This is a genomic window from Actinacidiphila oryziradicis, assembly GCF_005047355.1.
GTDB classification, from domain to species: Bacteria; Actinomycetota; Actinomycetes; order Streptomycetales; family Streptomycetaceae; genus Actinacidiphila; species Actinacidiphila oryziradicis.
In genome coordinates, this window is the sequence record NZ_SUMC01000044.1 from 1 (window position 1) to 22,538 (window position 22,538).

The 22,538-nt window shown below is 68.6% G+C and carries 20 protein-coding genes and 1 pseudogene; 9 read left to right on the forward strand and 12 right to left on the reverse strand.

Going from position 1 to position 22,538, the window contains the following annotated elements:
* Positions 1 to 64: 64 nt before the first annotated feature.
* Positions 65 to 1,228, reverse strand: a complete 1,164-nt coding sequence (locus tag FCI23_RS33505; RefSeq protein ID WP_246144297.1) for a DEAD/DEAH box helicase — start codon at positions 1,226 to 1,228, stop codon at positions 65 to 67.
* Between the two features lie 158 nt (positions 1,229 to 1,386).
* On the opposite strand from FCI23_RS33505, the gene FCI23_RS33510 reads away from it, so the two are divergent.
* Together FCI23_RS33510 and FCI23_RS56920 are read left to right on the forward strand one after the other, a co-directional pair.
* Entirely contained in the window at positions 1,387 to 3,975 is a 2,589-nt protein-coding gene (locus tag FCI23_RS33510) for a DEAD/DEAH box helicase (protein ID WP_136727839.1), read from the forward strand.
* 104 nt (positions 3,976 to 4,079) lie between these two features.
* The gene (locus tag FCI23_RS56920) at positions 4,080 to 4,256 is read left to right on the forward strand and encodes a hypothetical protein (protein ID WP_169317051.1); all 177 of its coding nucleotides are present in this window, start codon (positions 4,080 to 4,082) and stop codon (positions 4,254 to 4,256) included.
* 419 nt (positions 4,257 to 4,675) lie between these two features.
* Here the strand turns inward: FCI23_RS56920 and FCI23_RS33515 are convergent, their stop codons facing one another.
* On the reverse strand, positions 4,676 to 6,562 hold the full coding sequence (locus tag FCI23_RS33515) for a UvrD-helicase domain-containing protein (protein WP_246144298.1): 1,887 nt from the start codon (positions 6,560 to 6,562) through the stop codon (positions 4,676 to 4,678).
* A gap of 120 nt (positions 6,563 to 6,682) precedes the next feature.
* Here FCI23_RS33515 and FCI23_RS33520 point away from each other — a divergent pair, with 120 nt between their 5' ends.
* A complete protein-coding gene (locus tag FCI23_RS33520; RefSeq protein WP_136727841.1) occupies positions 6,683 to 7,873 on the forward strand; it encodes a hypothetical protein in 1,191 nt (396 codons plus the stop codon).
* 305 nt (positions 7,874 to 8,178) lie between these two features.
* Here the strand turns inward: FCI23_RS33520 and FCI23_RS33525 are convergent.
* The 7 genes and pseudogenes from FCI23_RS33525 to FCI23_RS33550 form a co-directional block, all read right to left on the reverse strand.
* A pseudogene (locus tag FCI23_RS33525) lies at positions 8,179 to 8,343 on the reverse strand (pirin family protein); the annotation flags it as partial.
* Between the two features lie 27 nt (positions 8,344 to 8,370).
* Positions 8,371 to 9,114, reverse strand: coding sequence for a hypothetical protein (locus tag FCI23_RS33530; protein WP_211265554.1), 744 nt, complete (start codon positions 9,112 to 9,114; stop codon positions 8,371 to 8,373).
* On the reverse strand, positions 9,084 to 9,629 hold the full coding sequence (locus FCI23_RS33535) for a GNAT family N-acetyltransferase (protein WP_136727842.1): 546 nt from the start codon (positions 9,627 to 9,629) through the stop codon (positions 9,084 to 9,086). Before FCI23_RS33535 ends, FCI23_RS33530 begins: the two co-directional genes overlap by 31 nt.
* The gene (locus FCI23_RS33540) at positions 9,626 to 9,823 is read right to left on the reverse strand and encodes a DUF3631 domain-containing protein (RefSeq protein WP_136727844.1); all 198 of its coding nucleotides are present in this window, start codon (positions 9,821 to 9,823) and stop codon (positions 9,626 to 9,628) included. The genes FCI23_RS33535 and FCI23_RS33540 overlap by 4 nt, the downstream gene beginning before the upstream one ends.
* Positions 9,777 to 12,734, reverse strand: a complete 2,958-nt coding sequence (locus FCI23_RS58455; RefSeq protein WP_211265555.1) for a golvesin C-terminal-like domain-containing protein — start codon at positions 12,732 to 12,734, stop codon at positions 9,777 to 9,779. The genes FCI23_RS33540 and FCI23_RS58455 overlap by 47 nt, the downstream gene beginning before the upstream one ends.
* Positions 12,727 to 13,041: a recombinase family protein gene (locus FCI23_RS58460; protein ID WP_246144300.1), complete on the reverse strand. Its 315-nt coding sequence runs from the start codon at positions 13,039 to 13,041 to the stop codon at positions 12,727 to 12,729. The genes FCI23_RS58455 and FCI23_RS58460 overlap by 8 nt, the downstream gene beginning before the upstream one ends.
* A gap of 84 nt (positions 13,042 to 13,125) precedes the next feature.
* Positions 13,126 to 13,548, reverse strand: a complete 423-nt coding sequence (locus FCI23_RS33550) for a secondary thiamine-phosphate synthase enzyme YjbQ (RefSeq protein ID WP_136727845.1) — start codon at positions 13,546 to 13,548, stop codon at positions 13,126 to 13,128.
* A gap of 91 nt (positions 13,549 to 13,639) precedes the next feature.
* Here FCI23_RS33550 and FCI23_RS63200 point away from each other — a divergent pair, with 91 nt between their 5' ends.
* The 6 genes from FCI23_RS63200 to FCI23_RS33575 all read left to right on the forward strand — a co-directional run bounded on the left by FCI23_RS63200 (position 13,640) and on the right by FCI23_RS33575 (position 18,847).
* Entirely contained in the window at positions 13,640 to 13,723 is an 84-nt protein-coding gene (locus FCI23_RS63200) for a putative leader peptide (RefSeq protein ID WP_322973923.1), read from the forward strand.
* A gap of 101 nt (positions 13,724 to 13,824) precedes the next feature.
* Positions 13,825 to 14,685 carry an ABC transporter permease gene (locus FCI23_RS33555; RefSeq protein WP_136727847.1) on the forward strand — a complete coding sequence of 287 codons (861 nt, stop codon included), beginning with the start codon at positions 13,825 to 13,827 and terminating at the stop codon, positions 14,683 to 14,685.
* Positions 14,658 to 15,401, forward strand: a complete 744-nt coding sequence (locus FCI23_RS33560; protein WP_136727849.1) for an ABC transporter ATP-binding protein — start codon at positions 14,658 to 14,660, stop codon at positions 15,399 to 15,401. The genes FCI23_RS33555 and FCI23_RS33560 overlap by 28 nt, the downstream gene beginning before the upstream one ends.
* A 32-nt stretch (positions 15,402 to 15,433) precedes the next feature.
* The gene (locus FCI23_RS33565; RefSeq protein ID WP_136727851.1) at positions 15,434 to 16,459 is read left to right on the forward strand and encodes an ABC transporter substrate-binding protein; all 1,026 of its coding nucleotides are present in this window, start codon (positions 15,434 to 15,436) and stop codon (positions 16,457 to 16,459) included.
* 12 nt (positions 16,460 to 16,471) lie between these two features.
* Positions 16,472 to 17,644, forward strand: coding sequence for an LLM class flavin-dependent oxidoreductase (locus FCI23_RS33570; RefSeq protein ID WP_136727852.1), 1,173 nt, complete (start codon positions 16,472 to 16,474; stop codon positions 17,642 to 17,644).
* Positions 17,645 to 17,767: 123 nt separating this feature from the next.
* Positions 17,768 to 18,847, forward strand: a complete 1,080-nt coding sequence (locus FCI23_RS33575) for an NAD(P)-binding domain-containing protein (RefSeq protein WP_246144310.1) — start codon at positions 17,768 to 17,770, stop codon at positions 18,845 to 18,847.
* 103 nt (positions 18,848 to 18,950) lie between these two features.
* Here FCI23_RS33575 and FCI23_RS33580 read toward each other — a convergent pair whose 3' ends face one another.
* The 3 genes from FCI23_RS33580 to FCI23_RS33590 all read right to left on the reverse strand — a co-directional run bounded on the left by FCI23_RS33580 (position 18,951) and on the right by FCI23_RS33590 (position 22,527).
* Complete coding sequence (locus FCI23_RS33580) at positions 18,951 to 19,961, reverse strand: LacI family DNA-binding transcriptional regulator (RefSeq protein ID WP_136727856.1); 1,011 nt, start codon at positions 19,959 to 19,961, stop codon at positions 18,951 to 18,953.
* A gap of 92 nt (positions 19,962 to 20,053) precedes the next feature.
* Positions 20,054 to 21,109 carry a LacI family DNA-binding transcriptional regulator gene (locus FCI23_RS33585; RefSeq protein WP_136727917.1) on the reverse strand — a complete coding sequence of 352 codons (1,056 nt, stop codon included), beginning with the start codon at positions 21,107 to 21,109 and terminating at the stop codon, positions 20,054 to 20,056.
* Complete coding sequence (locus FCI23_RS33590) at positions 21,106 to 22,527, reverse strand: L-fucose/L-arabinose isomerase family protein (RefSeq protein ID WP_136727858.1); 1,422 nt, start codon at positions 22,525 to 22,527, stop codon at positions 21,106 to 21,108. Before FCI23_RS33590 ends, FCI23_RS33585 begins: the two co-directional genes overlap by 4 nt.
* Between the last annotated feature and the right edge of the window lie 11 nt (positions 22,528 to 22,538).

Here is a 22,538-nt window from a genome sequence, read left to right on the forward strand (position 1 = left end):
GTACTTCGACCAGACCTACCAAGCCATCGCCGGCCTGGTCTCCGACCGCGCGGCCATGCGGTAATCAACCACCAGCCAACCCGCCAGGCCAGCACAGCCCGACCTCAATCGAGCACCACGTCGTAAGCGCGAATCCGACAGTGTTCTTGCGTTTGCCACCGATGCGGTCGGCGCGGTTCATCCCCTCGCGGACATAGTGGGTGACGTCCTCGTAGAGGTCGTACTCGAGTGCCGTGAGTTCGTAGGGGACTGTCTCCGCAATGCGCTCGGGGAAGAGCTTCCTGCCCTCGAAGGTGAGCAGGTCTTCCTTGATCATGCGCCGCATGATCCCGCTGACGTCGGCGCTCCTCTTCTGCCTGCCCTCGAACCGGTCACGGTCCAGCAGGGTGAGGAAGAGCTGGAAGTCCTCCTCCTTTCCTGAGTGCGGGGTCGCTGTCATCAGGAGCAGGTGGCGAGTGATCTCGCCGAGCATCTCGCCAAGCTGGAACCGTTTCGTCTTCTCCACCTTGCCACCGAAGTAGTGGCCACCCATGCGGTGCGCCTCGTCAACGACGATCAGGTCCCACTCCGTCTCCTGGAGCTGCGCCTTCAGGTGCTCGTTACGAGAGAGCTGGTCCATGCGGGCGATCAGCAGCGGATAGGTCTCGAAGACGTTGAGATTGAACTGGGAGTCGATGAGCTGGTTCGTGAGCAGGTCGAAGCGGAGGCCGAACTTGAAGAAGAGCTCGTCCTGCCACTGATCGACCAGGCCTCCCGGAGCCACGATGAGGCACCTCTTGACGTCATCGCGCAGCAGGAGCTCTTTGACGTAGAGCCCAGCCATGATTGTCTTTCCTGCGCCCGGATCGTCGGCGAGCAGGAAGCGCAGCGGCGTACGGGGCATGAGCTCGCCGTACACGGCGCGGATCTGATGCGGGAGCGGCTGAACGTCACTGGTCGCCACCGCGAGCATCGGGTCGAATAGACCGGCCAGTGAGATCCGCTGAGCCTCGGCGACCAGCTTGAAGTCACTTGCGTTCGCGTCGAAGGCGCGGCTGCCGCTGCGGGCAACGCTCAGCTTGTCCTCGTCCTTTCGGAAGACGACCCGCTGGTCAAGGCCGCCCGCGGCGGTCTTGTAGGTCAGCTCGAGTGCGTTCGCACCGTGCCACTGAGCGGCGATGACCGTGACGACCTCCGCCGGCATGAGTCCGTCGATCCGCAGACCCGGCTTGAGCTCCTCGAGCAGCACGTACAGAACCTCCTGGTTGGCAGCCTGCGAACGCTACTCGGACGTTCCGGCGGATTTGTGGTCCAGTCGACTTCGTCAACCGGGGTCGCTAATCTTCGCAGAGGTAATTCGAGTCGGCGGGGGCAATGGAGCGAGAAGAACGTCAGCACCTTCGTGGTGTGGTGGAAGAAGTCAGCGGGTGGCGCAAGCTCGCGGCGAGGATCGTTGAGGAACGTGAACCCGTCGAGGCAGCGGCGGAAGACGCCGCCAGGCACCTCCTCGGCCGAGTGGCTTCCCTCGGGACTGGAGCCACCACCGCATGGCGCGTATTGCAGGTCTCGCCGTCCGATGTCGACCTGGTGGCCTCCCTGGCCCGCCGTCAGGCTCTTCCGGCGCTCACAGCTAATGCCCAGCAGGGCATCCACCAGTTGACCAACGACGTCGGCCAGGCGCTGACGGCCGTCCGGGCGCTGTTCGGCGCCCGCCGGATATTGTCGGGCAAGAGCCGCAAGGACGAAGCAGGGCAAGCTGCGGCATACCTGATATCCCTCCACGAGCGGGCTACGAGCACCCCACTCGTTACCGAGTTGGAAAGTCTGGCAGCCTGGGACAGGAAGGCCGTCCCCGCAATCGGGCTCTCGGCCATCCTCGATGACACGGTCGGCTTCGCCCACCTCCTCGGTGGCCGAGCCGAACTCGTCGGGCGGAATGAACTGGACGTCCCCAAGACCGCGATCAGCGCAATCGATCAGGCCCTGCAGCGCGAGTACGAGTTCAGAACGGCAGTCAATGCCGCCGGCAATGCAGTCCGACAGGACGAGGCTCGCAAGCTGGTCGCCGAAATGCCCGTCGAGCGGCTCAAGGACGCAACCAGCGGCCAACTACGCATCACGGCGCTGATCGATGCCGAGATCAGGAACGTGCAGCAGGTCCTCGACCAGAAATCACGGATTCGATCGCTCCCCGGAGTCGGTGAGACGACGGGCAACCGGATGGTCGGCGCCGCACGGACCATCTGGCAGACCACGCTGGACGAGATGCCGGTCCGGATCGACATCAAGAACCGATCCCGCGCCACCACGAAGCTCCTCACTACGATGCGCGCTTGGGACGCGGCACGCTCGATCCACAACGCGACAGCCGACCTCGCTGCCGCCGACGCGGTTCGGCCGCTCCTCCAAAGCCTTGATTCCAAGACCTCCCACGTGGTTCTCGTCCCCCAGGCTCGGACCGTCGCCGAGTTGCGTACCGCGCTGGCGGCCGTCGAGCGCCGCGGGGCGCTGCTCAACGGCGGGGACGACGCCGCAGGCGGTGATCCTTGGGAGGATTTCATCGCCCGCCCGGCCGACTACTACGCGATGCTCGCGGAGCTCGGATTCCTGGCCGACGACGCCGAGAAGAGCCACGGCGACCTACCGACCGAAATCGTCGAGGCGGTAAGGGAACTCAAGCTCGACACCAGCCATCTGAAGGCGTCCCTTCGTGGATACCAGTCATTCGGTGCCCGCTTCGCGATCGTGCAACGGAAGGTCATCATCGGCGACGAGATGGGTCTGGGAAAGACGGTCGAGTCACTCGCCGTACTCGCCCACTTGCGCGCCAAGGGCTCCTCCCACTTCTTGGTCGTGTGCCCAGCCGCTGTCGTGACCAACTGGGTGCGCGAAGTCCAGGCCAAGTCCGATCTGCGCGCGTATCGCCTGCACGGGCCCGGTCGCGACGACGCGCTGAAGTCCTGGATCCGCAACGGTGGAGTCGCGGTCACCACCTACGACATCCTCGGTTGGCTGGAAGGCCGGATCCCCGAACGCGCCGAACTTGCGTGTCTGGTGTTCGACGAAGCGCACTACATCAAGAATCCGGAGGCCCAGCGAACCCGGCGCTCCACGGCCCTGATCAAGAGCTCGGAGCGAGCGATCCTACTGACCGGCACCCCGCTGGAGAACCGGATCGAGGAATTCCGCAATCTCGTCGGCTACCTCCGGCCAGACCTGTCGATCAGTGCCTCGGAAATCGCTCCTCGCCAGTTCCGGAAGCAGGTGGCACCGGCATACCTGCGGCGCAATCAGGAAGACGTCCTCACCGAGCTCCCGGAGCGGTTCGAAGTCGACGAGTGGATGCCGATGTCCAGCGCCGACGAGCAGCACTACCGAGCAGCTGTCATCGAAGGCAACTTCATGGCCATGCGCCAGGCCGCGCTACGCGCCGGCGCCAAGTCCGAGAAGATGCAGCGCCTCATCGACATCGTCCAGGAGGCAGAGGACAACGAGCGCAAGGTGCTGGTCTTCTCGTACTTCCGTGACGTCCTCGATGAAGTGGCGTCCGTCCTTCCGGGGAAGGTGTTCGGGCCCCTTACCGGCTCCGTTCCCGCCGCGAAGCGACAGAGCATGGTTGATGAGTTCTCCCAAGCCCGCCACGGGGCAGTCCTCGTCGCGCAGATCGTGGCAGGCGGCGTCGGCCTGAACATTCAGTCGGCATCGGTCGTCGTGATCTGCGAGCCCCAGCTTAAGCCGACGACCGAATGGCAAGCCATCGGTCGCTCCCACAGGATGGGGCAGCTGGAGTCGGTACAAGTACATCGCCTGCTCTCCGAAGAAGGCGTCGACCAGCGCATCATTGAGATCCTGGCGCGCAAGAACCAACTCTTCGCGGAGTTTGCCCGCGTCTCCGAAACCGCCGACAGCGCCCCGGAAGCGCTCGATATCACGGACGCTGAGCTGGCACGGGAGATCGTGGCGGCCGAGCGCGAGCGCCTACTCCTGGGCGGCTGACGGACGCGAGACACGTAGCCGACCGCAGTCGGCCGATCCAGGCGCCCCCATCTCTCTGACCGCCGCCAGAGCCACACTCCTCAACTCCTACTCGGAAGGGCGCCATGAGCTGGGACGTGCTCCTCTTCCGCCTGCCCGACGGCGTCGCCTCGGGGCACGAGATCCCCGCCGACCAAACCCCGGACCCGCTCGGCCGGCGACACGACATACTCGCGGCTGTCACCCAGGCCGTTCCCGAAGCTTCCGTAAGCGTCATGTCCGACAGGCGGATATCGGGGTAGTCGGCGGTCAGCAGGCTCACGAGCTCGCCGCGAGGCTGTACCACCGGCGTGGGAGTCGGGCGACGGGTGATTTTCTGGGCACGGGAGGAGTCGATCAACTCCCGGAGCTCAGTCGCGAGCCGGGTGCGGCTCTGGCGTGCAGACTTCGCTGCAAGCTGGAGGGCGATGCTGTAAAAGCGGTCGTTGTCACCCTCGGCATGGGCGCTGAGTAGAGCTATTAGATGGTCGGCGCTCGCCGTCATCGTCCACGCCTCCCTCAGCGACTCGTCCCGCCAACCTAGCAAGGGCCTAGGACAAGCACGCTCCCAGGACTTCCCCCGCTTCCCGGAGACGTGCATCATCGTAGTTCTTCCCCGTCGGCCGAGGTTCTCTCTTCGGTGCGAAGAGGTGACGGATTCCCCGCCGGATTGGCGAGGAGGTCAGAGAGCTACTCCGTCCCGCACAGCAGTGAGCGGAAGGTCTCGTCCGCTCCACTGTTTGAGGGCCTCGGCGAGCTGGGTGATCTCGTCGGTCCAGTCGGCGCAGGCTACGTACTCGGGGGCTGGGCCGTGCAGCAGGGAGTGGTAGCCGTCGAGGGTGTCGGTGCCGTCGTCGAGGTCGTCATAGGCGGCCCCGCGGACGACCTTGGCAGCCTGGTCGAGGATCTCCTGGGTGGTGCGGTAACTGAGCGTCAGCTTCGAGGCGCGGCCGCGGATGTGGACGCCGACGGTGGAGAGGGTGACCTGCCGGTCGTAGATCCGCTGGTGGGTGTCGCTGGCGATGAACAGGTCGTCCGGGCCGGACGCGACCATGGCGCGCAGCATCTTCCAGTGGGCGGGGCTGAGGTCCTGGGCCTCGTCGACGACGATGTGGCGGTAGCGATGACGCAGGTAGCGCACCGCGGAGCTGTTGTCGTCGAGGTGGGTCAGGTCGCCGCCGCCGATGTCCGCCTTGTGCTCGGCCCGGGTCTGGATCTTGCGAGCGCGTTCCATCTCGTAGCGGGCCGCGCGTTCGGCGGCCTGGGCCCAGGTCTCACGGCCCATGCCGTTGAGGCGCAGGGTGAACTGGTCGAGCAGCTTCCAGATGGCGGCGCGTTCGGGCCGGTTGAGGGCGCGGCCCATGCCTGCGCGGCGGGCCTTGAAGTAGTCCTGGCGGGTGGCGAGGGACTGGCCGAGGACGATCTGTTCCCATTCGTCGAAGAGGAACTCGGCGTCCCAGCGCTGCTCGTCGTGTTCGAAGAGGACTTCGCGCAGCACGTCCAGGGCCCGGTCGTCGTTGATCAGGCTGCGCTGTGCTCCGGGCGCGGTGTTCTCGTTGAGGACGCTCTGGGCGAGCTGGTCGATGTGCTTGATGTCGACACGGCCCAGCAGCGCCGGGTCCATGAGCGAGGTGAGCCGGGAGCGCAGGTCCGCGGTGAGGTTCTTGGTGTACGTGGTCAGCAGGATCGGCTTGCCGTGGCCGGGCGGCAGAGCCGCGGCGAGGCGTGCGACGCGGTGCAGGGCGACGATGGTCTTGCCGGTGCCGGGGCCGCCGCTGACCCGAGCGGGGCCGCTGTAGTTCCGTTCGACGATCTTGCGCTGGGTGGGGTGCAGGTAGACCTTCCAGGCACGGAAGTCGCCCTCGGCCAGGACATTGCGGATGTCGTCGTCGACCGTGGTGACCGCGGTACGGGTGAGGGCCGCCGCCATGTCGTTCTCGAAGCCCGGTTCGAGTTCGGTGGAGGCGGGCTCGGTGATCTCACGCTCGACCTCGTCCACGGACATGCCGGAGCCGAGTCCGGTGAGGACCTCGGCGGTCAGGCGCGGTGCACCGGCGATGAGCTGGTCGAGTTCCTCGTCGGTCGTGACGGTGAGGGCGACATCGATGAGGGCGTCGGTGACACCGAGCCGACGCAGGTTCTCGGGAGTGCAGCCGGCCAGGAGCGGTTCGGCGGGGGCGGCCGGTCGCTCCGTCACGACGGGGGCGGGCGTGGGCTCGGCCGGTGCGTCGTGATCGTCCGGGGCCGGGGTGAGCTGGAGTCCCGCGCGCTGGAGGACACTCTGGCCGACGACGCCGAGATCGACGAACTCGATCTCGCCGGTGACCCGGTTGATGGCGACGCTCAGTTGGTGGTAGACGTCCTTGCGGTGGCGGACCGCGACGATCAGCCACTGCTGCACGCCGTCGGCGCCGACACCGGCCCGGGCAAGGAGCGCCCGGTACGAACGGTCGATCTTGGCGCGGAAAACCCGGCCGTCACCCTTGAGGGGCTTGAGGTCGAGGCTCGGGTGGTCGGGGTCGAGACGGAACTGGTGGCGCAACCGGGCCACCGAACTCGGAATGGCCATGAACACGCAGCCGAGTCTTTGGGTTCCCGACATGGCCGGGTAACCCTCGCGTCATGTCCCCGCCAGGAGGCGACGACACGGTGCGGGTGCTATATCCCTCCTTGAAGGAGTCTGACGCACATGCGTAAACCCGTGATGCTGGCGGCAGCCGCTGCGATGCTCACGCTGGGCACCGTGTCCCCCGCGATGGCCGAACCCGGCAACGGCCACGTTTTCACGCTGGCCGTCTACGGAGATGCCCCGTATGGGACGTCACCCACCGACACCGCTGAGTTCCAGGCGACACCCGCCTTCATCGATTCGATCAACAATGACCCACAGGTCAGCCTCGTCGCCCACGTCGGCGACATCCACTCGGGCAAGCAGTACTGCACGCAAGCCTATGACCAGTCGGTCTACAACCTCTGGACCAGATACCAGAAGCCTTTGGTCTACACCCCCGGCGACAACGAGTGGACGGACTGTCACAAGCCCGCTGAGGGCGGCGGCACTTACAGCCCATCGACGCAGCAGATCAACTTTTCCCTCGATCCGGTCACGCATCAGCCGGTCGATTACGCCAGCGGTAATCCCACCGCCAACCTCGACCTGGTCCGCTCGACCTTCTTCTCCAAGCCCGGCAGCACGCTCGGCAACGGGAAGCAACACGTGCTCTCCCAGGCGCAGGTCTATGACCGGGCGCACCCCACCGATTCGAAGTACGTCGAGAACGTGATGTGGCAGCAAAAGGGCATCCAGTTCGTGACGCTCAACATTCCGGGCGGCTCGAACAACGACGCCGATGTCTGGTACGGCGCTCCCTCGCAGAGCGCCGCACAGGCGAAGGAGGTCGCCCAGCGCACGGCCGCCGATCTGCGCTGGCTCGACCGGGCGTTCGCCCAGGCTCAGGAAGACCACAACACCAAGGGTGTGGTGATCCTGACGCAGGCTGACATGTGGGACTTGGACTCGAATACTGCGGCGCACCTGACTGGGTACAACCCGTTCGTGGCGAGCATCGCGTCCCACACGACTCAGTTCGGGAAGCCGGTCTTGTTGTTCAACGGCGACTCGCACAAGTACAAGTCCGACAATCCGCTGTCTCCGTCGGCCCCGTGTGTTGGCGAGGTCGCCGGTGGTGGCGAAGGCGCGTGCGCCTCGGTCGCGTCCGCACATCCTGGATACGACGTGCCGAACTTCCACCGGGTGGTAGTGCACGGCAGCACCTTCCCGCTCGAGTGGCTGAAGCTGACCATCGACACGAACGCGAATGCTCCGGCGAGTGCCAACGCATTCGGCCCGTTCAGCTGGCAGCGGATGACCCAGTCCTGACTCCGCGTTGTGACGTACCCGGGGAGTCGCCTTCTGGCGATCCTGTCAGCGGCCCACGGCCGGTGGGATGTGCACTTCCTGCGCGCCGCAGACCGTCCGTTAGGACCGGCTAAGAAGTCAAGGAAACGCACCTTTGAACCGCTGAACCGCCACTGTCGCTGACCTGGTCACAGACGCTCGCATCTGCAAGTCGCGCCCTGCCCCAAGACGATCACCACGAGACGCAACCGTGCCCCTCGGCCGCTCCGGCCGAGGGGCACGACAAGCAGCCTCACGGTTACGCCCTCCAGGCGCATAACCTCAGGTCAACGCACCCGTCCCCGCGGTTTCAAGGGCACCGGCGGGAGTTCGGGGGCGGGCAGTCGGCCTCCGTCGTACCCCTTCACTTCACCGAAGCGGGACCCCTCCATCCAGTCCCTCCTGGCCTCTTCGATGTCCTGTTGGGAACGCCCGACAAAGTTCCACCACATCTCAAACAGTTTGAGCGTTTCCGCAGGTCAGACCCCTAAGTACCCCTTGGGGGTCAGCAAACGGTCAGCATCGGAATCGGATGGTCCCCTCGGAACCTTCGCGTCGCAGCACGCTTCTGCGCGTGCGGCACGGGTGGCGGTGGTGCGGCGGGATCCGGTGAGGCAGGCGCGGCCGGCGTCAGTGAGGGTGACGGGCTGTCCGGCGTACAGCGGATGGGACTCGTCGCGGGTGACCAGGGACCGTTCCGCCAGGCGCTGGTGGGCGGGCCAGGGCACCCGGGTGCCGGAGGTGGTCACGACCGAGACGCGGTGGGTGAGCAGGTTCTCGCGCAGCACGGCGCCCTGGGCGATGGCGACCAAGGCCGCGAAGTCGGGGGCCGGCAGGTCCGGCGCCCGGGCCGGATCGCGCATCCGGACTGCTTCCTCCAGCGGTTCCAGGACCGCCAGGACCGCGCCCTCGCGTGCGTGGCGCTTGCCGGCGGCTTCCCGCAGCTGGTCGACGGTGCGGTCGATGCGGTCGAAGAGCGCGTCGTCGACCTCGTACTCGCCCGAGGAGAGCCGTTGAAGCAGAGTGCGGTAGAAGGTGACGGCGGTCTCCGCGTTGGCGAGCTTGCGGTGCGCATCGACGAGCCGGGCGGTCGGCTCGTCCAGGAGGTGCTGGTCCCGGTGTGGCCATAGGACATCGGTGCTGAGGCCGGTTGCTTCCTCGATGCGCAGATCGAGGGAGGTCAGGGTCTTGTTCACCGCGGTGGACGCGGCAGGTTGAGGCATGTGGGGGCCTCTTGGTCACGGTGGCAGCAAAGCAGGCGTCGCGAGGGCGAGAGCCGGTGAAGGGGGAGGCGGACGTCGAGGTGGCTGCCGTCCCGGCGCTCCCGGGTGGCACCGAGGCTGCGGAGCACCGCGAGCATGGCGGCGTTGGTTGCCTGGGTGTAAACGGCCAGGGTGTAAGCACCCGCGGCGCGGGCCTGGCAGGCAGCCCGGTGGGCCAGAGCGGTGCCAATCCCGGATCCGTGGTGTGCGTCGGCGACTTGCAGGCCGAGGTCGACGCATCCCGGCTCATGGCGGAGGGGGCCGAGGGAGGTCAGGGCGATCACCTCACCATTGCCGGCCGCGGTGGTGATCCAGCAGGTGGCGGCCGACCGCAGCCGGTCCCAGTCACGGCGGCCGATCACGGTGCGGCCCCAGCGGCGGTGGAGGTTCTCCGTTGAGCAGCGTTGGTGGAAGGCGTCAACGAGCGGCCAGTCACCAGGCCGTGCCTCTCGGGTGGCGAGGGCGGGTGCGGTCAACGGCGGTGCGCCCGCCGGGCGGCCGCCAGGGCGGTGCGCCGGTAGGCCTTGCGCCGGCGGCCGTCGGGCAGGGTCACGTCGCGGGAGTGCACCTGGTACGGAGCGAGCAGGCCCGCCAGCCGGCGCTGGGTGAGTTCGGCGAACTCTTCAGCGGTCCCCGGCCGGCCCGGGCAGCTGGCACAGAGCGTGAACAAGGTCTTCGGAGGACAGCGCGTCCGGGTCGTCGAAGCGCTGGAAGACGCGCACGCAGTCCTCCACAATTCCGCCCGGTACCGGGCGGGCACCGGTGCTGCCCGGTGCGAAAGTGCCGCAGCGCTGCGGCCGGTCGGCCTGGCAGCAGCAGGCGGTGCTGGGCAGGTCGGTGAGGGTCCGGGGCTCCGCGAGTCGCTCGGCGAGGAGGTCCAGCACCCGGCCGAGCCGGGCGAGCGGGCATTGCGCGGCGGGCAGCGGCGCCGTCGTTTCCGTCGTGCGAGTGTAGAACTTGGCGGCCGCGTTGGCCGAGCAGAACGACGTGTCGCCCGTCGCCTGCGCGGACAGGGACTTGGCGGTGCGCGGCGGCTTGACGGGGCCGATACAGATCTGGGTGTCGGCTGTCCCCTTCTGCGGGGCGCAGCTCTGTCCGGCCCTACGTGCCTCCTGCACAGTCGCGGCGGCCTTCACGGGTGCCTTGGCCGCGCCGAAGATGGAGCCCGAGAGGGTCTCGATCGGCTCCTGCGCGGCCGGTTCCCGTGCGTTGGCATCAGCGTCCGGCATGTGGATCTCGGGGATGAGGTCGTAGTCGCCGGGCACGAACGCCACCGCGTCGAACGCGATGTCCTCGTCACCGGTGCCGTCCGAGGCGATGGTGTTCAGGCGCACCTCGGCGGCGTTGTCGAAGCGGAACGCGCCGAGGGAGACCCACCGGTTGGCGCTGCCATCCTGGTCGACCGTGCGGAGTTCGGTTCCGTGCGGGGTGTCGATCTCGTAGGTGGCGTAGCTGGTCTGTGCGCGGTGGTCCGGGATGTGGACCATGACCTTGGCCTCGCCCTTGAGCGGGTCGTTCAGCCGCCAGGCACCCTCGATCTTCAGCCGCTCGCCCTTGTCGTCGGCGATACGGGTGTGTCCGAAGTAGAAGTGTCCGCCGAAACCTGCGCCGAGTTGGTGGAGGTCGACCTTGGCGGGATAGACGTCCTCGACTCCGTTGTTGCCGAAGGTGAAGGAGAAGGTGCCGGAGTTGGTCCAGGAGTTGGTACAGCCGGGCCGGACGACTGGGGTGCCGGCCGGTACGTCGTCGACGATGAGGGCGCCCGCGGGCAGTCCGCTGGTGGTGCAGTTGGGCGGATACGCGGATCCGTCAGCTTCCTCAGGGTAGGTGCTGTTGAAGCGGACGAGTTCGTTTCCGCAGGTCAGGCTGCACGCAGTCTTCCACGTAACCGGCTTGTGCCACCAGCATTGGAAGTCCGCGACGCCGCACGGGCCGCTGGTGGTGGTGTCGTTAGAGGCGCCGTCGCTGATCCTGCTCGGGTCGCAGCCGTTGGAGGCGTCACAGAACAGGTTCTCGTCGGGCTTGAGGTGCGCGCGGTTGTACAGTGCGCTGCCTGCTACTGCGACCCCGCTGGTGGTGCCGTTCCAGCTCGCGGGGCGGAAGGCTGGCACCAGCGTGCCTGGTGACTCCAGGAAGGCGGGCGGGTGGGCGGCGAAGCCGAGGACCTTCTCCTCGTAGGGCCAGTTCTGCGGGCGGGCGGCCGCGCTGGCGTCCTCACCGCCGGCGGCGTTTTCCATGAAGGGCAGGCGCCCGGCGTCCCATTCGGGGTTGGCGGGGTTGTTGGCCCAGCCCACTCCCCAGGGGGATCCGTCGCCGAGGTCGGGATGGAAGCCGGAGTTGTAGGCCCACAGGGCGTAGAACCAGTTTTCGGGCTTGAGGGGGTCGCCGTTGTTGGCGATCAGGCCGGCGGCGTGGGTCTCGTTCCACTTGGAGACCAGGATCTGCAGGCCGGCGGCGATGTTCGCGGTGTAGTCCAGGGCGGCGGCACGCTGGGTCTGGTAGTCCCAAGCGGTGCCGCCGTGTCCGTCCTCCCGGCCGGCCAGCCGCATGTGGTCGGTGACCTGGGTGATGCCGTAGCCGCAGTCCGCTTTGGCGAAGTTGACGTCCCAGTCGTTGGAGGTGTCGCCGTCGTACAGGTCGATGCCGTAGTAGTTGCCGATCAGCGGGCTGGCCGTGACGCCGGGCACGGCTTCGCGGCCGGCCTGCCACATGTTCGACTCCTGCGTAGCGACGCCGAGCATTACCTGCGCGGGGACCCGGCTGCCGCCGTCCAGCGGCGGGTTGAGGAAGAGGGTCTGCGGTGAGTACGCCGGCATGCCGAGGTTCTTCCAGTTCGCCGGGCGCGAGATGTAAGTGTTGAGGTAGCCGGTGATGGCCTGGTCCACGGCCCACTCCACCTGGCGGGGCTTGGGTTGCATCGCCTGGTTGCGAGGGTCGTTGCGCGGGACGGAGCAGGTGCGCTCGTCCTCGACCGGGTCGGTCGGGGAATTAGCGGCCGCCACGGTCGCGGTGCGGTCGGTCGCGGTGCTGCCGTTGTGCGAGGTGAGCCTGGGTGAGGGCGCCCGTCCCTGGGCGGCGTGCTTGCCCTGCCGGGCGGCGGGGTCGACGGTGAAGGTTGCCTTCTTGCCGGTAGCCGGCATGGTCAAGCCGAAGGTCACCGGCCGTGCGGTGGTCGCGTCCTGGGGCTGGAGGGTGGATCCCTTGCCGTCCGCCCAGGCCGTCCCTGCCAGTACTGCCTCGCCCCGGGTGGAGACGGTCGCGTCCTTGGGGGACTTGGCCAGCCGCTGTACGCGGCGAGCGACAAGCCGCATCACAGCGGAGGCATGTGGATGAAGTTCCACGTGATCGATCTTGCCGCCCATCACAGTCCGGACGTACTGGAACCCGTAGGACGGCTTCCCCTTCGGTGGTCCAGCGGCCCTTGTCTTGACGGTCGCGCTCCTGTTGCGGCGCTGAATCGCCCGCAGTTCCATCTGCGCGCCCCAGGCCTCCATGGTGAAGCGGTTCTCGTCGGTGGGGTCGTCCAAGTCCCATGGGCCGTCGTGACCGTATGTGACGAGCAGCTTCTTCTCGTCACGCATTGTAGCCGGTGTTCAGGCAGTCCACGACGTTGCGGCCCAAGCGGTCCACAGCGGCGGCGACGAGGCCGTCGTACGGACCCCGCTCGTCCCGGAGCCAGGGGCCGAGCTTGGGCCGGGTCATCGGGTCTGTGGCGCCCGACACCTCCCAGTCGTCAGCCCAGCCGATGATGTGGCCGCCGACGGATGCGGCGGCCGTCAGGACGTCTTCGCGCTGGCGCTCCGGGGAGCTTGTGGCTGCCTTCATACGCGACAGCCGCCGCACGCCGAGCAGGCACTTTCCGCATCCGTCGTAGGGTCGTTCGATCATGTCCAGGTCCGTACCGCGCAAGGCTTCTCCGTTTCGAGGACGCAGGGTACGGAGATCTGGCGGCCACACCTAGGACGATCTTGCTCAGCCCAGGAAGCTCAGTCGAACCTGACGGTTGACATTAGAGATGTTGGTGTCGACCAGCACGACCGACTGCCAGGTGCCGAGCGCCAGCTCGCCGTCGATGACCGGCAAGGTCGCGTGCGGCGGCACGATGGCGGGCAGGACGTGGTCGCGGCCGTGGCCGGGGCTGCCGTGGCGGTGACGCCAGCGGTTGTCGGCGGGCAGCAGGTCGTGGAGCGCGGTGAGCAGGTCGGCGTCGCTGCCCGCGCCGGTCTCGATGACCGCGACGCCGGCGGTCGCGTGCGGGACGAAGACGTTGAGCAGTCCGTCACGCCCGTCGGCGGTGTCGTCCAGGAAGGCGGCGATGTCGGTGGTGAGATCGTGGACCGTCTCGGCGGAGCCGGTCGTGATGTCGATGGTGCGGGTGGTGAATGAGTCGGCCATGGGTCAATGATCGCCCAGCCACCCGGGATTCCTCGTCCGGCAGACGAGACGGCGTTGACGCTGCACGGAATACACGGTTACTTTCATCGGTATGTTGCGTCCCGTTCTGCTCACCACGCGCGGTCACATCGACCTGCTGCGGGTGGCTTCCGCCGCGTGTCCTTGCGGCTGCTGACGCCTTCTCACCGCTCTCTGCTGTTTTCTCCGGCCTCCTAGCGCCGCGCGCTCACCGAGGCATTCCCCGCTCGCCGCCGCCCCCCGAGGTGGAGCCTCCGCATGACCTTAAGCAAAGCCCCACCGGACATATCCGGCATTACGGATCACTCCCCCGGCCCTGAGCTCGAACCTCTCATCTCCGTCACCGCTAGCCGGCGTACCGTCCCCCGCTGGCTGCGCCGGACAGCCGTGCCCGTCCTGCTGCTCGTGCTCTGGCAGGTGACGAGCGCCACCGGCGTGCTGTCGCCGGACACCCTCGCCTCCCCCGGCACCGTCGCCCGCGCCGCCTCCGACCTGATCTCCAGCGGAGAGCTCGGGACGGCGATGTCCGTGTCGCTGCGACGGGTAGCCTTCGGCCTGCTTGTCGGAGGGCTGGCCGGCACCGGTCTCGCGCTGGTCGCGGGGCTGTCCCGGCTAGGCGAGGACACGGTCGACGCGACGGTGCAGATGATGCGGACCGTCCCGTTCGTGGGACTGATCCCGCTGCTCATCATCTGGCTGGGTATTGGCGAGGCCCCAAAGATCACCCTGATCGCACTCGGCGTCACCTTTCCGCTGTATCTCAATGTCTACGCGGGCATCCGGGGCGTGGACGAGCGGCTGATCGAGGCCGGCTCGTCGCTCAGCCTTTCGCGCTGGGGGCTGATCCGGCATGTGATCCTGCCGGGCGCACTGCCCAACTTCATGACGGGCCTGCGCTTCTCCCTCGCCACCGCGTGGCTGGCGCTGATCTTCGGCGAGCAGGTCAACGCCGACGCCGGGCTCGGGTACCTGCTGAACCGGGCCCGGGACTACCTCCGTACCGACCAGATCATCGTCTGTCTGGTGGTGTACGCCCTCCTCGGCCTCGTCGTCGATGCCCTTGTCCGTACCCTCGAAAGGCTGCTGCTCCAATGGCGACCGACCTTCACGGGCAGTTGAGTCCCGCCGCGGTCCGGGTCGAGGCTCTGACCCGGGCCTTCAACGGCCGGCCGGTGATCGACAAGCTGGATCTGACCCTCCGGCCAGGGGAGTTCACCGCGCTGCTCGGCCGCAGCGGCTGCGGCAAGAGCACACTGCTGCGCGTGCTCGCCGGGCTGGACCGGGAGATCGAAGGCACTGTGCTGGTGCCGAAGAAACGTGCCGTCGCCTTCCAGTCTCCTCGGCTGATGCCCTGGAAGCGGGTATGGCGCAATGTCCTGCTCGGCCTGCCGGATAGTCCGGGACGGGCCGTGGCTGAGACCGCGTTGGAGGAGGTCGGCCTCGGCGACCGGTCCGATGCCTGGCCGAAGACCCTCTCAGGTGGTGAGGCACAGCGGGCGTCGCTGGCCCGGGCGCTGGTGCGCGAGCCCGATCTGCTGTTGCTGGACGAGCCGTTCGGGGCGCTGGACGCGCTGACCCGGATCAAGGCGCAGCAGCTGGTCGCCGAGCTGTGGCAGCGGCGTGGCTGCGCGGTGCTGCTGGTTACGCACGACGTGGAGGAGGCGCTGCTGCTCGCCGACCGGGCGCTCGTGATGCGTGACGGTGTCATCGCTTATGAGACCCCGGTGGATCTGCCGCGCCCGCGCGATGTCGGTGACCCGCCGTTCACCGCGCTGCGCACCCGGCTGCTGTCCGAACTCGGCGTCGATGTCCCCATGACCGCCAAGGCCGTCTGAACCGCCCGCACCGGAAGGACCCTTGATACGCCATGAGAACCGCACGAATCGTCCCCGCGCTCCTGCTCCCCTTCGCGCTGCTGATCGCGGCCTGCGGCGGTACGTCGTCGGCGGGCAGCTCCGCCGCGGGCAGTGGTACCGACGGAAAGGGCAGCGTCACGCTCAATGTCGGCGACCAGAAGGGCGGCTCGGAAGCTGTCCTGCGGGCGGCCGGCGAGCTGGACAACCTGACGTACAGGATCAAGTGGTCGACGTTCACCTCCGGGCCCCCACTGCTGGAGGCGGTCAACGCCAAGGCTGTGGACATCGGCGGAGTCGGGAACACCCCGCCGGTCTTCGCCGCGGGCTCCAAGTCGAAGATCACAGTGGTGGGCGCCCAGCACGGTTCGTCGGACGGCGAGGCGATCGTCGTACCGAAGGGCTCGAAGCTGACGAAGGCCGCCGACCTCAAGGGCCGGACCGTCGCCGTCGCACAGGGCAGTTCGGCCCACTTCCAGCTGGTCGCCTCGCTCCAGGCAGCCGGGCTGTCCATCTCGGATGTGAAGGTCAGCTATCTCCAGCCGGCCGACGCGCTGGCCGCGTTCAGCGCCGGCAAGGTGGACGCCTGGGCGATCTGGGACCCGTACACCTCGCAGGTGACGCAGACCCTCAAGGCTCGGAAGCTGACCACCGGCAGCGGGGTGGTAAACGGGCTGAGCTTCCAGGTCGCCTCACCCTCCGCGCTGGCCGACAAGGCGAAGTCAGCGGCGATAGCCGACTACCTCAAGCGGCTGAGCCGGGCGCAGAACTGGGTCTACAAGCACCCCGAGGCCTGGGCGAAGGTCTGGGCGAAGGAGACCGGTCTGCCGTACGAGGTGGCGCTGGCCTCGGTGAAGCAGAGCAACGGCACCCGGGTGCCGGTGGCTGTCGACGACGCGGCCATCGCCTCGGAGCAGAAGATCGCCGACACCTTCGAGAAGCTGAAGCTGATTCCGGGCCATGTCGACTTCAAAAGCTACGCGGACAAACGCTTCGACGGCGGCCTGCCGCCGTCGACCACCACGCCCAGAAAGTACTGAGAGGGCCAAGCCATGACCGTACACCTGCACTGGTTCCTGCCCACGGGCGGTGACGGCCGCACCCTCGTCGACCGGCACGCCTACACCGACGGCGGGATCAAGCGATCGCGCATCACCCCGGTCTCCGGGGTACGACCGCCCGACATCGACTATCTGGCGCAGATCGCCAGGGCCGCGGACCAGCTCGGCTTCGAGGCCGTGCTGACGCCCACCGGGACCTGGTGCGAGGACGCCTGGCTCACCACGGTGGCGCTCTCGCAGCACACCCAGCGGCTGAAGTTCCTGGTCGCCTTCCGGCCGGGGTTCATCTCGCCGGTGCTGGCGGCGCAGATGGCGGCGACGTACCAGCGGATCACGCGGGGGCGGCTGTTGCTGAACGTGGTGACGGGCGGGGACCCGACGGAGCAGAAGCGTTTCGGCGATCATCTGGGCCACGATGAGCGCTACGCCCGCACCGATGAGTTCCTGTCGGTGGTGCGCGGGGTGTGGGGCGGCAAGCCGTTTGACTTCGCCGGCGCCCACTACCAGGTGGAGGGCGGGCTGGTCGCGTTGCCGCCGGACCCACAGCCGGAGATCTTCTTCGGCGGCTCGTCACCAGCCGCGGGGCCGGTCGCGGCCCGGAACGCGGATGTCTATCTGACCTGGGGCGAGCCGCCCGAGCAGGTCAAGCAGAAGATCGACTGGATCCGGGGGCTCGCCGAGGCGGAGGGCCGGACCGTACGGTTCGGCATCCGCCTCCACACCATCTCGCGGGACTCCTCGAAGGAGGCCTGGGCGACCGCGAACCGGCTGCTCGACGACCTGGACGAGGAGACGGTGGCCGGGGCGCAGCAGGCCCTGGGCCGCAGTGAGTCGGTGGGGCAGCAGCGGATGCTCGCGCTCCACGGTGGCTCGCGCGACAAGCTCCAGATCTACCCCGGGTTGTGGGCCGGGGTCGGCCTGGTGCGCGGCGGCGCGGGCACGGCACTGGTCGGCAGCCACGCCGAGGTCGCCGACCTGGTCGAGGAGTACCACTCGCTCGGCATCGAGCACTTCGTGCTGTCCGGCTATCCCCACCTGGAGGAGGCGTACTGGTTCGGCGAGGGCGTCATGCCCGAGCTGGCGGCGCGCGGCCTCCTTCCTCCTGACAGCCGTGCGGCGTCCGTGCCGGCCGGCGCACCGCTGCTGCTCTCCAGGGGGCGGTGAGCAGCGGCGGTGATACGTGGGGCCGTCCGTCCGCCTGGTCCGGCGGGCGGACGGACGGACATGTTCTTCCAGCTCGCCGGGAAGACCCGCGGACCGTCCTCGGTTGGTAGAAGCGTGAACTACTTGAGCGGTACGGCCGAGACCGGCATCGTCGTGATCGGCGCCGGCCAGGCCGGGCTCTCCGGGGCCTACTTCCTGCGGCGCGCCGGGCTGGCGCCGGACGAGGACTTCGTGGTCCTCGACCACTCCCCCGGCCCTGGCGGCGCCTGGCAGTACCGCTGGCCGTCCCTCACCTACGGCAGGGCGCACCGCGTGCACGACCTGCCGGGGCTGCCGCTGGCGGACGCCGACCCGGACCGGCCGTCGGCCGAAGTGGTCGCCGAGTACTTCGAACGCTACGAGCGTGTCTTCGGCCTGCGCGTCCACCGGCCGGTCGATGTGTCGGCGGTGCGCGAAGCACCCGGCGGCCGGCTGCTCGTCGAGACCGACAGGGGAGCCTGGTCGACGCGGGCGCTGATCAACGCCACCGGCACCTGGGACCGGCCCTTCGTGCCGCACTACCCCGGGCAGGAATCGTTCCGCGGAAGGCAGCTGCACACCGCCGAATACCGTGGCCGGGAGGAGTTCGCGGGACAGCATGTGATCGTGGTCGGCGGCGGCACCTCGGCGGTGCAGCTTCTGATGGAAATCGCGGAGGTCGCCGACACGACCTGGGTGACGCGCCGCCCGCCGCTCTTCCACGCCGGGCCGTTCGGCGAGGAGCAGGGGCGGGCCGCCGTGGCACTCGTCGAGGAGAGGGTACGCAGCGGTCTGCCGCCGCAGAGCGTGGTGAGCGTCACCGGGCTGGCGGCGACGGAGGCGGTCCAGGACGCGCGGGCCCGGGGGCTCCTGGTGCGGCTCCCGATGTTCGACCGCGTCACGCCGGACGGGGTGGCTTGGGACGACGGCCGCGTTGTCCGCGCCGACGCCATCCTCTGGGCGACGGGTTTCCGTGCCGCGCTCGACCATCTCGCCCCGCTGCGGCTGCGGGAGCCCGGCGGCGGGATCCGGCTCGACGGGCTGACCCGGGTCGCGAAGGATCCCCGGATCCATCTCGTCGGGTACGGGCCTTCGGCCAGCACGATTGGGGCGAACCGTGCGGGTCGCAGTGCGGTTCGGGAGGTCCGTGAGCTGCTGCGGGCGCCGGTGGTTGCGGTCGGCTGACCGTGCGGGCCGGTGGTCGGTGTTGTCCCCACCCTCCCCCAGCTACGCTGGGAGGCGCCCCCATCTCGCTTCGCTCGCCCTGCGGAACGCCTGCCCAAAACCTCTAGCGGACCCGGCGGGTTGAGCCGCGTACCACCAGTTCCGGCTGAAGGACGATCCGCTGGTGCTCGTGCGCATCCGCGTTGTCGCCGGTCTCCTCGATGAGCAGATCGGCGGCGGCCCGGCCCAACCGGTACGCGGGCTGGCGCACCGATGTCAGGGGCACCGCCGCGGCCGCCGCGAACTCGATGTCGTCATAGCCGACCAGCGCCACCTCCTCGGGCACCCGCACCCCGGCGGCGTAGAGCGCCTGGAGCACCCCGAGCGCCAGCAGATCGTTCGCGCAGAAGACGGCTGTCGGCCGGTCCGTCATGCCCAGCAGCCGGGCCCCCGCGTCCCGGCCGGAGGCGACGTCGAGCCGTTCGGTCTCGATGTGGGACAGGGCCTCGGGCGGCAGCCCGGCGGCGGTGAGGGCGTCGAGGGCTCCGGTGCGGCGGTCCTGGCACTGGGTGAGGTGCATGGGACCGCTGACGTAGACGATGTGCTCGTGGCCCTGCTCGATGAGGTGGTCGGCGGCGAGCCTGCCGCCCGCGATGTCGTCCACGGACACCGAGCAGGCCTGGGAGCTGGGCACATCGCGGTCGGCGAAGACATAGGGGATGCCATGCCGGCTGAAGGACTCCAGATTGCGGCCGGTGGTGTCCGCCGGGGTGACCAGTACGCCACGGACCCGCTGTTCGGCGAAGAGGCCCAGGTAGTCCGCCTCTTCGGCGGGGCTCTCCGCGCTGTTGCAGAGCATCACGCCGAGCCCGGCCTCGCGGGCGGCGCGCTCGGCGCCGGAGGCGACCTCGACGAAGAAGGGGTTGGCCATGTCGAGAACGAGCAGCGCGATGATCCGGCTGCGGCCGGCCCTCAGTTGGCGCGCTGATTCGCTGCGTACGTAACCGAGCCGCTCGATCACCTCGAGCACACGGGTGCGTGTGTCCTCGGAGACCATGTCCGGCCGGTTGATCACGTTGGACACTGTGCCGACCGAGACCCCTGCCTGCCGTGCGACATCCTTGATGCCCGTCATGCGCGCCACGAGATGTGATCCACCGCCTTACGCGGCTCGTTGCGGCCGCTGCATCATGCTACGCATACACAGGGTGAACAGCCCCACTCGCGTCAGCCTCGGTGACCTGGGAGCGAGGACGCCCGTACGACCAGTTCCGGCTGGAACACGATCTTCTGGTGGACGTGGGCGGCAGCCCCCTCGCCGGCACCGTCGTCCGTCTCCTCGATGAGCAGCTCCGCCGCTGTCCGCCCGATCCGGTACGCGGGTTGGCGGACGGAGCTGAGCGGCACCGCGGCCGCGGCGGCGAAGTCGATGTCGTCGTAGCCGACCAGCGCCACCTCCTCGGGCACCCGCACCCCGGCGGCGTAGAGCGCCTGGAGCACCCCGAGCGCCAGCAGATCGTTCGCGCAGAAAACGGCCGTCGGCCGGTCCGTCATGCCCAGCAGCCGGGCCCCCGCGTCCCGGCCTGCGGCGACGTCGAAACGGCCGGCTTCGAGGACGGTCAGCCGGCCCGGGGGGAGCCCGGCCTCGGTGAGGGCGGCGAGCGCTCCGGCGTGCCGGTCCCGGGACTGGGTGAGGTGGGGGGGACCGCTGACGTACACCACCCGGGGGTGACCGGCGGCGAGCAGGTGACGGACCGCCATTCGGCCGCCGGCGATGTCATCGACGGAGACGGAGCAGGCCTGGGTGCTGGGCAGCTCACGGTCGGCGAAGACGAACGGTATGCCGCGGCGGCGGATCGCGTGGAGATTGCTCGCCGTGCTGTCGGTCGGAGTGACCAGCACGCCGCGGACCTGCTGCTCGGCGAACATGACGAAGTAGTCGGCCTCCTCCTCCGGGTTCTCGGCGCTGTTGCAGACCATCACCGCGAGGCCCGCCGCGCGGGCCGCGCGCTGTGCGCCGCGCGCCATCTCGACGAAGAAGGGGTTGGCGATGTCGAGGACGAGCAGCGCGATGATCCGGCTGTGGCCGGCCCGCAGCTGTCGGGCCGACTCGCTGCGTACGTAGCCGAGCCGCTCGATCACCGCGAGCACCCGCAGCCGGGTGCGCTCGGAGACCGAGTCGGGCCGGTTGAGCACGTTCGACACGGTGCCGAGCGAAACGCCCGCCTGCTCGGCGACGTCCTTGATGCCGATCGCGCCCCGTTTGGGGTTGTTCCCGCTCAGTTGCCGACCTCGACGAGTTCCAGGCCCGTGAGCTCCGCCACCGCGCGGAGTTCGGGGATGATGTGGCCGGTGCCGAGCGCCCAGTGGTGGGCGACGCCGCTGCCGCTCCAGGCGTCGGTCCACTCGCCCGGGTCGATGCCGAAATTCACCCGGGAGGTGGTGTTGCCGATCTTCAGGAGCGGTCCGCCGACGACCTCGCCCTGCGAGGCGATCAGCTTGTAACGGCCGTCCCGGGTCTGCCCGAGCCCGATCACCGTGACCGGCCCGTGCCTGACGTCGAATTCGACGGAGACGCCCCAGCCGCGCTTGCCGTGGTAGACGCCGAGGCCGCGCAGCAGCGGGCGGCGCTCGCTGATGCCGAGGTGAGCGGGGCCGTCATGGCCCATCTCGACCACGCCGTCACGGAAGTTGAGCGCCTGTAGCTCGGTGAAGGAGCCGCCGGCGCCGAGCCGGTCGGTGATGAGCATCGCGAGCGAGGTCCGCAGTTCGTACTCACCCACTGCCGGGATGCCGCGGGCGGTGAGCAGCGAGGCGCCCAGGATCATGCCGGCGCCGAGCCGCTCGTGGGTCTCGCCGTCGAGGCCGCGGTGGTAGTAGGCGAGCGAGTCGAGGTCGAAGTCGGTGGCGAGCCGGTCGAGGCCGACCGAGACCTTCGCCGCCCACTCCAGGTCGCCCTGGACGACGGAGTCGTCGAGTTCGAAGGTCTTCCTGGTGTCGGCGAGCTTCTGGGCGACCTCGTCGTCGGTGACCTTCTCCACCCTTACCCGCAGGTCGTCGAATTCCAGCACTTCGACATGGCCGCCGAGGTTGCCGGTCACCATGGTGAGGTCGGTGGAGACGTCGTACATGCCCGGGTAGAGGTGGCCCATCAGGCCGTGCCTGCCGTTGCGGAGCACGGACCGCACCCCGGCGGCGCGGATCCAGCGGCCGATACGGGTCCAGGCCCGCTCGTCCTCCAGGTAGCCGGAGACGGAACGGAAGGGGATGCCGCTGCGCTCGAAGGTGTTGGCCATCTCGGGCAGCGGGCAGGCACCGCAGTAGGCGAGCCACTGGCCGGTGTCGAAACTGGCGTGGTCCATCGCCTCGGTGGGCTGCAGATTGATCAGCAGCACGGGCGCGCCGGAGCGCTGGGCGATCGGAACCAGCATGGTGGCGGTCATATACGTGGTGAGGAAGCCGACGATGAGGTCGCAGTCGGCCGCGCGCAGCTTCTCGGCGGCGGCGGCGCCTTCCTGCGCGTCGGAGATGAAACCGACGTCCACGACTTCGGCGTCGAACTCCCGCATCCGCGCCGTGACGCGGGCCGCCGAGCGCTGGAGCTGCGGCAGGAGCTCGGGGAACTGGGGCCAGTAGGCCCCGAGTCCCCCCGCCACAAGGCCGATCTTCGGCTTGCGTGCGGTGGCGGGGGTACGGGTCATTGCGGGGTCCT

Excerpts from the sequence above, each read along its gene's own strand:
- FCI23_RS33590 (WP_136727858.1), bottom strand. The coding sequence starts at position 22,527 with ATGACCCGTACCCCCGCCACCGCACGCAAGCCGAAGATCGGCCTTGTG.
- FCI23_RS33565 (WP_136727851.1), top strand. The coding sequence starts at position 15,434 with ATGAGAACCGCACGAATCGTCCCCGCGCTCCTGCTCCCCTTCGCGCTG.
- FCI23_RS33520 (WP_136727841.1), top strand. The coding sequence starts at position 6,683 with ATGCGTAAACCCGTGATGCTGGCGGCAGCCGCTGCGATGCTCACGCTG.
- FCI23_RS56920 (WP_169317051.1), top strand. The coding sequence starts at position 4,080 with ATGAGCTGGGACGTGCTCCTCTTCCGCCTGCCCGACGGCGTCGCCTCG.
- FCI23_RS33550 (WP_136727845.1), bottom strand. The coding sequence starts at position 13,548 with ATGGCCGACTCATTCACCACCCGCACCATCGACATCACGACCGGCTCC.
- FCI23_RS33515 (WP_246144298.1), bottom strand. The coding sequence starts at position 6,562 with ATGGCCATTCCGAGTTCGGTGGCCCGGTTGCGCCACCAGTTCCGTCTC.
- FCI23_RS33560 (WP_136727849.1), top strand. The coding sequence starts at position 14,658 with ATGGCGACCGACCTTCACGGGCAGTTGAGTCCCGCCGCGGTCCGGGTC.
- FCI23_RS58455 (WP_211265555.1), bottom strand. The coding sequence starts at position 12,734 with ATGCGTGACGAGAAGAAGCTGCTCGTCACATACGGTCACGACGGCCCA.
- FCI23_RS58460 (WP_246144300.1), bottom strand. The coding sequence starts at position 13,041 with ATGATCGAACGACCCTACGACGGATGCGGAAAGTGCCTGCTCGGCGTG.
- FCI23_RS63200 (WP_322973923.1), top strand. The coding sequence starts at position 13,640 with ATGTTGCGTCCCGTTCTGCTCACCACGCGCGGTCACATCGACCTGCTG.
- FCI23_RS33530 (WP_211265554.1), bottom strand. The coding sequence starts at position 9,114 with ATGCCTCAACCTGCCGCGTCCACCGCGGTGAACAAGACCCTGACCTCC.
- FCI23_RS33580 (WP_136727856.1), bottom strand. The coding sequence starts at position 19,961 with ATGACGGGCATCAAGGATGTCGCACGGCAGGCAGGGGTCTCGGTCGGC.
- FCI23_RS33555 (WP_136727847.1), top strand. The coding sequence starts at position 13,825 with ATGACCTTAAGCAAAGCCCCACCGGACATATCCGGCATTACGGATCAC.
- FCI23_RS33570 (WP_136727852.1), top strand. The coding sequence starts at position 16,472 with ATGACCGTACACCTGCACTGGTTCCTGCCCACGGGCGGTGACGGCCGC.